The 8,455-nt window shown below is 71.6% G+C and carries 5 protein-coding genes; 2 read left to right on the forward strand and 3 right to left on the reverse strand.

What is annotated here, in order from left to right:
• Nucleotides 1-62 precede the first annotated feature (62 nt).
• Nucleotides 63-2,114, reverse strand: coding sequence for a CocE/NonD family hydrolase (locus ESG85_RS07930; protein WP_128977341.1), 2,052 nt, complete (start codon nucleotides 2,112-2,114; stop codon nucleotides 63-65).
• A 283-nt stretch (nucleotides 2,115-2,397) separates the two neighbouring features.
• Here ESG85_RS07930 and ESG85_RS07935 point away from each other — a divergent pair, with 283 nt between their 5' ends.
• Together ESG85_RS07935 and ESG85_RS07940 are read left to right on the forward strand one after the other, a co-directional pair.
• Entirely contained in the window at nucleotides 2,398-3,408 is a 1,011-nt protein-coding gene (locus ESG85_RS07935; RefSeq protein WP_128977336.1) for a polyprenyl synthetase family protein, read from the forward strand.
• 168 nt (nucleotides 3,409-3,576) lie between these two features.
• Nucleotides 3,577-4,764: a LolA family protein gene (locus tag ESG85_RS07940; protein ID WP_128977337.1), complete on the forward strand. Its 1,188-nt coding sequence runs from the start codon at nucleotides 3,577-3,579 to the stop codon at nucleotides 4,762-4,764.
• A 249-nt stretch (nucleotides 4,765-5,013) separates the two neighbouring features.
• Here ESG85_RS07940 and ESG85_RS07945 read toward each other — a convergent pair whose 3' ends face one another.
• Both ESG85_RS07945 and ESG85_RS07955 read right to left on the reverse strand, forming a co-directional pair.
• A complete protein-coding gene (locus tag ESG85_RS07945; protein ID WP_128977338.1) occupies nucleotides 5,014-6,345 on the reverse strand; it encodes a M28 family metallopeptidase in 1,332 nt (443 codons plus the stop codon).
• 743 nt (nucleotides 6,346-7,088) lie between these two features.
• Nucleotides 7,089-8,063 carry a helix-turn-helix domain-containing protein gene (locus tag ESG85_RS07955; RefSeq protein WP_128977339.1) on the reverse strand — a complete coding sequence of 325 codons (975 nt, stop codon included), beginning with the start codon at nucleotides 8,061-8,063 and terminating at the stop codon, nucleotides 7,089-7,091.
• Nucleotides 8,064-8,455: the final 392 nt, after the last annotated feature.

An 8,455-nucleotide genomic window follows, 5' to 3' on the forward strand; every position in this document is an offset into this window, starting at 1 on the left:
GAGCGTGAACACGCGAGGGCCCTTCCCGGATGCCGGGAGGGGCCCTCGTCCATGGGGTGGGCTCAGCCCGCCGTGCGGGGGATGCGCTTCTCCCAGGTGCGGTGGAAGACGACCTCCTCGCCCTCCGTGCAGACCACCTCGTCCGACGTGAAGAACGCGTCCGCGTCGCACGTGATCTCCGAGCGCGTCTCGACGCGGACGTCCCACGGCGGCTCCGCGTCCGGGCGGTGGAGACGGATCGTCCGGTCCGAGCGGGTGCGGGCCGTCAGCGGGTCGGACTCGTCGATCGTGTACGTGTCCAGGGCCTCCTCGGTGACCTCCAGGCCGTCCGGGAAGACCCAGGTGCCCGCCGGGCACGGGGCCGCCTCCAGACGCCACTCGCCGCCGGCCACGTCACGCACCACCACCCGCTGCGGACGCGGCTCCTCCAGGGTGCCCGGGGAGGAGACGCCCAGCGGCTCGGACTGCTCCGGTTCGCCGAACTCGACCGCGTCGGCCGTGTGGGCGCGGACCGGGAGGGTGAGGGCGGAGCCCGCCGGGTCGAGGGTGAAGCCGGCGGCGTCCGGCTGGGGCCAGATCCACGGCCAGTACGCGGAGGAGACGGCGAGGCGGACCCGGTGGCCGGGCCGGAAGGCGTGGCCGATGGCGCTCAGCGGGAACGTGTAGCTCTCCCACTCGCCCACCTGCGCCTCGACCGCCCGGTCCGGGCCGTACCGGGCGGACAGGTTCAGCACGCCCCGCGTGACGAGGGTGGACGAGCCGTCCGGGGCGACGTCGCAGAGACGGGCGACGACCTGGCCGGTGGGCGCGGGCGTCATCAGGTGCAGCAGCACCGAGGGCGTGCCCAGGACCTCGACGGCAGGACCGGCCTCCGGCACCGGGAAGTCGAAGCACGCGGCGTGGGCGTCCTCCTCGCGCTGGTCCGGCGGCAGGTCCGCCTCGTCGCCCGACGGGACGAAGCCGCCCGCGTCGAGCCCGGTGCGCTGGGGCGAGCGCACCACCACCGGATCGCCCTGGAGGCCGTACGTCACCGGGCCGACGTACGGCGACGGCCAGGCCGGGTCCGTGACCCAGCGGCCCGGCAGCTCCCCGTACTCCGTCGCCGGCGGGTGCGAGTCGCTGATCCAGGAACGCAGCAGCGGCTCGGCCATCACGTCGTTGTCGACGCCCTTGAGGTGGTGGTCCCACCAGCGGAGGGTCTCCTGGAGGAAGCCGATCGCCGGGCCCGGCGACGTCCCGTGGTCGGGGTACCGGTGCGCCCAGGGGCCGATGACGCCGCGGACGCGGTCCTGGGGGAGGTGTTCGACGAGCCGGAGCACGGTGTCCCGGTACGGGTCGTGCCAGCCGCCCACGGCGAGCACGGCGACGTCCCGGATCGACGCGTGGGGCTGCTCGGCCCCGCCCGTGGTCACCCTGCCCGTGGTCACCCCGCCCGTGTCCACGCCGCCCCGCCGCCAGTAGTCGTCGCGGGTCTGGTGGGCGAGCCAGGTGTGGGTGAACGGCGCGACCGCCTCCAGGCGCTTCAGCCACGTCTCGCGCCACTGCTCGCCCACGTGGAGCGGGTCCGGCGGCCGGGACACGTGGGCGAGCAGGCCGGCGGCCCGGCCGTGCAGGCCGGCGGCGAGGACGGAGCCGCCGAGGTAGTGGGCGTCGTTGCCGTAGCGGTCGTCGCCGGCGCAGACGGTCACGACGGCCTTCAGCGGCGCGGGCGCCAGCGCGGCGATCCGGAGGCTGTTGCCGCCGCCCCAGCCGATGCCGAACATGCCGACCCGGCCGCTGCACCAGGGCTGCGCGGCGAGCCACTCCACGACGGCCACGCCGTCGGCCAGCTCGGTCGCGTCGTGCACGTCGCCGGGCAGCCCCTCGCTGTTGCCGTGGCCGCGCACGTCCACCCGTACGGAGGCGTAGCCGTGGCCCGCGTACCACGGATGGCGTTGCCAGTCGCGGGACGCGGTCCCGTCGGTGAGACGGTGGGGGAGGTATTCGAGCAGGGCGGGGACGGGCTCGTCGGTGAGGGGGCGCCACACGCGCGCGTAGAGGCGGGTGCCGTCGGGCAGGGGGATGCGGAGGTCGTCGTGGCGGGTCTCGTACGGGAAATCGGTCCGGATCTTCATCGCCTCGCCGTTCGGGCCGGTGTCGATCACTGTTCGGGACAAAAGGAAAACTTCTGGTCGTATCAGCTGATCACGAACATACCGGGGGTGACGGGAAGGCGCCCACGGTGATCGAAACGTGACCGGATACGCTGGCTTGAGCGAATGGACCGACACATCGACAATCCGAGTCGTCGGCGTGCGGAACGGCAGGCCGCGGCAGGTCGTCGACGTGCGGTCCTGACATCGTCAGAACAGCGTCAAGGGCAGCGTCATCAGGCGTCAGCAGACAGGAGATCCCCTCGTGACCGTCGTCGGGCCGTTCGGTCTTAGCGTGCGGGACCAGGCTCTCGAAGCCGATGTCCAGACCGGCTTGGCCGCCGTGGAGGCGGGTCTCCTCGACGCGACCAAGAGCGATGTCCCGTTCATCACGGAGGCCGCCCAGCACCTGGTGCTGGCCGGCGGCAAGCGGTTCCGGCCGCTGCTCGTGATGCTCGCGGCGCAGTTCGGCGACCCCTACGCGCCGGGTGTCGTGCCCTCGGCCGTCGTCGTCGAGCTCACCCACCTGGCGACGCTGTACCACGACGACGTCATGGACGAGGCGGCCGTACGGCGCGGTGTCGCCAGCGCGAACAGCCGCTGGGGCAACTCGCTGGCCGTCCTCACGGGTGACTTCCTCTTCGCTCGCGCCTCGCACACGCTCGCCGACCTCGGACCCGAGGCCGTACGCATCCAGTCCGAGGCGTTCGAGCGGCTCGTCACCGGCCAGATCCTGGAGACGGCCGGCCCGCAGGAGGGCCGCGACCCGATCGCCCACTACCTCGACGTCCTCAGCGGCAAGACCGGCTCGCTCGTCGCTGTCTCCTGCCGCTTCGGCGCGATGATGTCCGGCGCGGACGAGGGCACCGTCGACATCCTCACCCAGTACGGCGAGCGGCTCGGCGTCGCCTTCCAGCTCGCCGACGACGTGCTCGACATCGCCTCCGACTCCCACGAGTCCGGCAAGACCCCCGGCACCGACCTCCGCGAGGGCGTCCCCACCCTGCCGGTCCTCCACCTGCGCGCCGCCGCGGCCGCCCACGGGCGCCCCGAGGACCTCGAACTCCTCGCGCTCGTCGACGGCGACCTCACCGACGACGCCCGCCACGCCGAGGCCCTCCGCCGCCTCCGCGTCCACCCGGCCCTGGAACAGGCCCGCCGCGAAACCGTCCGCTACGCGAAAGAAGCCCGCGCCATGCTGTCCCCCCTCCCGGACGGCTACGCGAAGGCGGCCCTGGAAGAACTCTGCGACGCGGTGGTCCACAGGGCGGGCTGAGGGACTGCCCGATGCCTCCGCGGTGTCCGCGCGAGGGAGGAACCCTAGGGGCGGGTCATCCCGTAGGCGTACGTCAGGTTGCGTCCGGGGGCTGACGATTCCTCGTGGCCGTGCTGGTGGGATGGAGTCATCACGAAGGGTCCACGAAGGCACGGAGGGAACGCAGACATGGCAGGACAGCGCAAGGCGAGCCGTTACGTCGTCCCGGTCGCGGTGGCCGGGGTGGCCGCGGCGACCATCGGGCTGGTCCCGGCGCTCGCCGCGTCGGGTGACCCGGATCTGCCGGACGTCACCGCGCAGCAGCTCATCGAGAAGATCGCCGCCTCGGACACGCAGACGCTGTCCGGCACGTTCAGGATCAGCACCGACCTGGGGCTGCCGTCGTTCGCCGGGCTGATCCCGGGCGGCTCCGGTTCCGGTTCCGGTTCCGCAGACCCGTCCGAGCGGCTGACCCAGCTGGTCTCCGGCTCGCACACGCTGCGGATCGCGGCCGACGGCCCCGACCGGCAGAAGCTCACGGTCCTCGACGGCTCCGACGAGTACAGCCTCATCCACAACGGCGACGACCTCTGGGCGTACGACAGCAAGTCCAACGAGGTCTTCCACGAGAAGAACACCGACGGCAAGCACGACCGCGGTCGCCAGGACCGCGACAAGGAGCTGCCCGCCACGCCCAAGGAACTGGCCGACGAGGTCCTGAAGGCCGCCGGCGACACCACCTCCATCACCGTCGGCGGCACCGCCAACGTCGCCGGCCGGGACGCCTACCAGCTCGTGATCAAGCCCAAGCAGTCCGGCTCCACCGTCGAGTCGGTCAAGATCGCGGTCGACGCGTCCACCGGTACGCCCCTGAAGTTCACCCTCGACTCCATCAGCGGCGGCAAGCCGGTCGTCGACGCGGGCTTCACCAAGGTGGACTTCGCCAAGCCGGCCGCCGACACCTTCACGTTCAAGGCGCCCAAGGGCGCCAAGATCACCGAGGGCGCCGAGGGCCTCCACGGCGACCACGCCGGCAAGGCCGCCGATGGCCCCTTCGGCGGTGGCCTCGGCGACGGCCTCGGCGGGCTGTTCGGCGGGATCGAGAACGGCAAGGGCGGCGAGCCCACCGTCATCGGCGAGGGCTGGACCACCGTCGCCCGGATCGACACCGGCGCCCCCGCGCCCGAGACCGGCGAGGCGCCGAAGGAGGTCCAGGGCTTCCTGGACGCCCTCGGCGACAAGGTGAGCGGCTCGTTCGGTTCCGGCACCGTCTTCAAGACGAAGATCGTCAACGCGCTGATGACGGACGACGGCAAGGTCTACATCGGCGCCGTCACCCCGGACGCGCTCGTGAACGCGGCGAACTCCGCCAAGTAGCCCCGCGCGCCCCGCACTGGCACGGAAAACGGCTCCGCCGGGCAGACGGGTCTGCCCGGCGGAACCGGTGGAGATTGGGACCCCGGGTGGGTCGGGGCGTTGGTCACCGACCCACCCGGGAGCTTTCTGCGCGGCGGCTCGCGGCTCGCGGCTTTCGGCTTTCGGCTTTCGGCTTACGTTCTCGGCTCTCGACTCTCGGCTTCCGGCAGGGCCCGGGGCCGCCGCCTCGGGGCACCTGCCGCCTCGGGCCTACGGGAACGTCAGCTTGAAGCTGTTGATGTAGCCCGTGTCCCACGACGCCTTGTCCTGGACGCGGAGCTTCCAGACGCCGTTGGCGACCTCGGAGGAGGCGTTCACGGTGTAGGTCTGGTTGATGTTGTCGGTGCTGCCGCCCGACCGGTTGTGCAGGTTGTAGACCGAGCCGTCGGGCGCGATGAGGTCCACGACCAGGTCACCGATGTAGGTGTGGACGATGTTCACGCCGACCGCGAGGTTGCTCGGCGCGTTGCCGCTGACGCCGGAGACCGTCACGGAGGACGTCACCGCGGCGCCGTTGTCCGGGACGGTCACGTCGGCGGTGTTCTCGAAGACCGTGCCGTCCGGCGGGGTCGTCGTACCGGCCGACAGGTTCCACACCGCGTACGCGATGGCGTCGGAGTTCCGGTCCAGGGCGGTGTCGTTGATGTTCGACGTCGTGTCGCACGAGGAGTGGTAGCAGCGGTCGAAGGACGTGGTCGTACCGCCCCACTTCTGCACCTGCGCCGAGGACTTCGTACGGCTGGCGCCCGTGAACAGACCGCCGACGGGAATGCCCACGTTCTTGAACGACGCGTGGTCGGAGCGGCCGTCGCCCTCCGTCTCGATCTCCGTCGGGACGCCCAGGCCGGCGAAGTAGTTCTTGAAGGTCTGCTCGATCGTCGGGTCGTCGTCGTAGACGAAGTAGCCCGGGTTCGGCGAGCCGATCATGTCGAAGTTCAGGTAGCCCTTGATCTTCGAACGCTCGGTGCTGGGCAGGTTGTTGACGTAGTACTTCGAGCCGACCAGGCCCAGCTCCTCCGCGCCCCACCAGCCGAACCGCAGGTGCTTGGTGGGCTGGAACTGGGCGCGGGAGACGGCGAGCGCGGTCTCCAGGACGGCCGCCGAGCCGGAGCCGTTGTCGTTGATGCCGGGGCCGGAGGTGACCGAGTCGAGGTGCGAGCCCGACATGATCACCTGGTTCGGGTCGCCGCCCGGCCAGTCGGCGATCAGGTTGTAGCCGGTGGTGCCGTTGTACGAGAACTGCTGGACCGTCGTGGTGTATCCGGCCGCGTCCAGCTTGGCCTTCACGAAGTCGATGGACGCCTTGTAGCCGGCCCGGCCGTGGGCGCGGTTGCCGCCGTTGTTCGTGGCGATGGTCTGCAGGTCGGACAGGTGCTGCTTGACGTTGGTCACCGATATGTCGGGCGGCGTGGCGGCGGCACCCGCCGTGCCCGCACCCGGTGCGGCGGCGGCCGGGACGGCGCCGACGAAGGCACCGAGGACCAGCGCCGAGGCGCCGGCCAGGGCCGACATTCTGACGGACAGTCTCGCGGAGAGTTTCATGTGGGGGCTCCGGATTCCGAACTGGGGATGGGACGGAACGTGCGAGCGCCTCGCGCCGTGGGTGACGCGAGGCGTTGGAGCGTGATCAAGCGCGAGCTCGGTGGAACACGAGCTTGTCGAGCAGGAACGTGGTGGAGCACGAACGTGATGGAACGACGGGCCTGGTGGCTCTCAGGCCCGGTGGTGCACGAGCTCGGTCGAGAACGAACACGAGCGTGATCACGAATGGTGCGTGTGCGGCTGCGCTGTGTGTGACGAATGTTCAGGGAGAGTTTGACTTCTCGTCAAGAGCAGAAACCGGTCACGGGTGTTCGCTCACCGAACATGTGGGCGTCAGCGGGTGTGGCGTCGACGTCGGTCCGTCGAGCGGTGTCGACCTCACCTCGTCGAAAGGATGAGGCGAGCTACATCTCGTGGGGGCGCCGTCGATGGACATCTGGCGTCCGTCGTCCGCTCGCGTAGACGGGGATGCCCATGAGCGGGTGGTCCCGCAGCTTGCCGACCCGGTCGTTGTCGGGGTGGGAGCGGGAGACGGCCTGGATGGCCTCGATGGCCGCGATGAGGGTGCGAGGGGCGAAGGAGGCTCGGCTCCGTGTCGGCCTCGGCGATCACCATGACGTCGGGATGGCACGTGACGCCCTGCGGCTCGTCCTCGACGGCGGCATGGCCTGGTGGGCGGGGAGGCGGTCGTCATCGCGCCGGCTCCTCGTGTGTGCCCTCGGACCCGAGTCGTCGGCCTCACGCTAGGCGGCTTCTCTCTCGGCGGGGCGGCAGTCGCGGCAGCGTCCGGGCCGCGGCGCCCGGAAGGGCCGGTCGCACCCGTCGCACGTCTGGAACGGGTCGGGAGCCGGGGGCTGCGCGGGCAGGGGCGGGGGCAGGAGCGTGCGGAGGCGGTGGGCGAGGAAGCCGGCGGGGTGCGCGAGGTCGTCGGGGAGGCGGGCGGAGAGGGCCTGGAGGACGGCGTCGGGGTGGACGCGGCGTTCGAGCCAGACGGTGACGTCCGGGGCGAGGCGCAGGATGTCGCGCTCGGAGAGCAGGAGCCGGGGTGAGTGGAGCCGGAGGCGAGCGAGCAGCTCGGCGGCGGCGCGGTGACGGGCGGCGGAGGGCGGGTCGGAGGGCGGGTCGGCGGGCGGGGTGTTTGGGGCGGGAGCAGTGGGTGGTGAGGGTGGGGTGAGTGTGGTGGGCGGGGCGGGTGCGGCGGGTGCGGTGGATGTCGTGGGTGGGCTGGGCGGTGTGGGAGGGCTCGGTGGTGGCTCCGGGTCGGCGGACATCGGGCCGGTGGACGTCGGGGCCGGCGTCTCCGAGGCGGGGACCTCGGAGGCCTCGGGGGCCTCGGGGGCGGAGGGGGCCTGCCCGGGTGTCGACGGGAGGTGGGGGTGCTCAGCCTTCGGGCGGTTGTACGAGATCGTGCGCGATGCGATACGACCGTCGGGGAGGCGCTCCCGGAGGCGGGCCAGGTAGCCATGGGCCTCGAGCTCCCGCATGGCGCGGGCGACGCGCAGCTCGCTCTCGGGGACCTGGGCGGCGATGGCCTTGATGCCGACGGAGGCTCCGGCGGGCAGCGACTGGAGCAGGAGGGCCAGTCCGCGGGCGACGAGCGTGAGCTTGCGGTGCTGGGCGAGGTGGTTGCCGACGACGGTGTAGCGGGTGGAGTGCCGGACGTTGTCGTGAATGAGCCCGGAGGGGTGCGGGCGCACGCTAGTGTGCTGGGAAGCCATCGGGAAGCGTTCTCTTCCTCGGTGGTCAGGCCCTCGGTCGGGATTGCTACTCCCGTCGAGGGCCGACGTATGTCTGGGGTTGTGGCGTGAGCATATGCCAGGCAACCCGCCCGAAATCCAGCCCAGTTGGCGCGAATCACCCGAGTGGGTGACATGGCGGACGAGGGGAGGCTGGAGGGGTTGGGTGGGGTAATTCCCCCCGTACTTACGTCTTTTACGTCGAACCCCACCGCGTCGCGGGGACCCGCGTCGCGGGGGTGGGGGTGTGGGTGTGGGGTGTGGGGGGCGTGGTGGGGTGGGGGTGCGGTGGGCGGGGGTGCGGTGGGGCTTCTGGGGTTGGTGGGGCGGGCCGTGTCTGGTGGGCTTCTGGTGCGGCCGCCCTTGTTCCGAGT

The sequence above is a fragment of the Streptomyces roseicoloratus genome, assembly GCF_004117935.1.
Taxonomy (GTDB): Bacteria; Actinomycetota; Actinomycetes; order Streptomycetales; family Streptomycetaceae; genus Streptomyces; species Streptomyces roseicoloratus.

What these genes read in the sequence shown, in the direction of transcription:
- ESG85_RS07945 (WP_128977338.1), bottom strand. Translation starts at nt 6,345, where the DNA reads ATGAAACTCTCCGCGAGACTGTCCGTCAGAATGTCGGCCCTGGCCGGC.
- ESG85_RS07930 (WP_128977341.1), bottom strand. Translation starts at nt 2,114, where the DNA reads ATGAAGATCCGGACCGATTTCCCGTACGAGACCCGCCACGACGACCTC.
- ESG85_RS07940 (WP_128977337.1), top strand. Translation starts at nt 3,577, where the DNA reads ATGGCAGGACAGCGCAAGGCGAGCCGTTACGTCGTCCCGGTCGCGGTG.
- ESG85_RS07955 (WP_128977339.1), bottom strand. Translation starts at nt 8,063, where the DNA reads ATGGCTTCCCAGCACACTAGCGTGCGCCCGCACCCCTCCGGGCTCATT.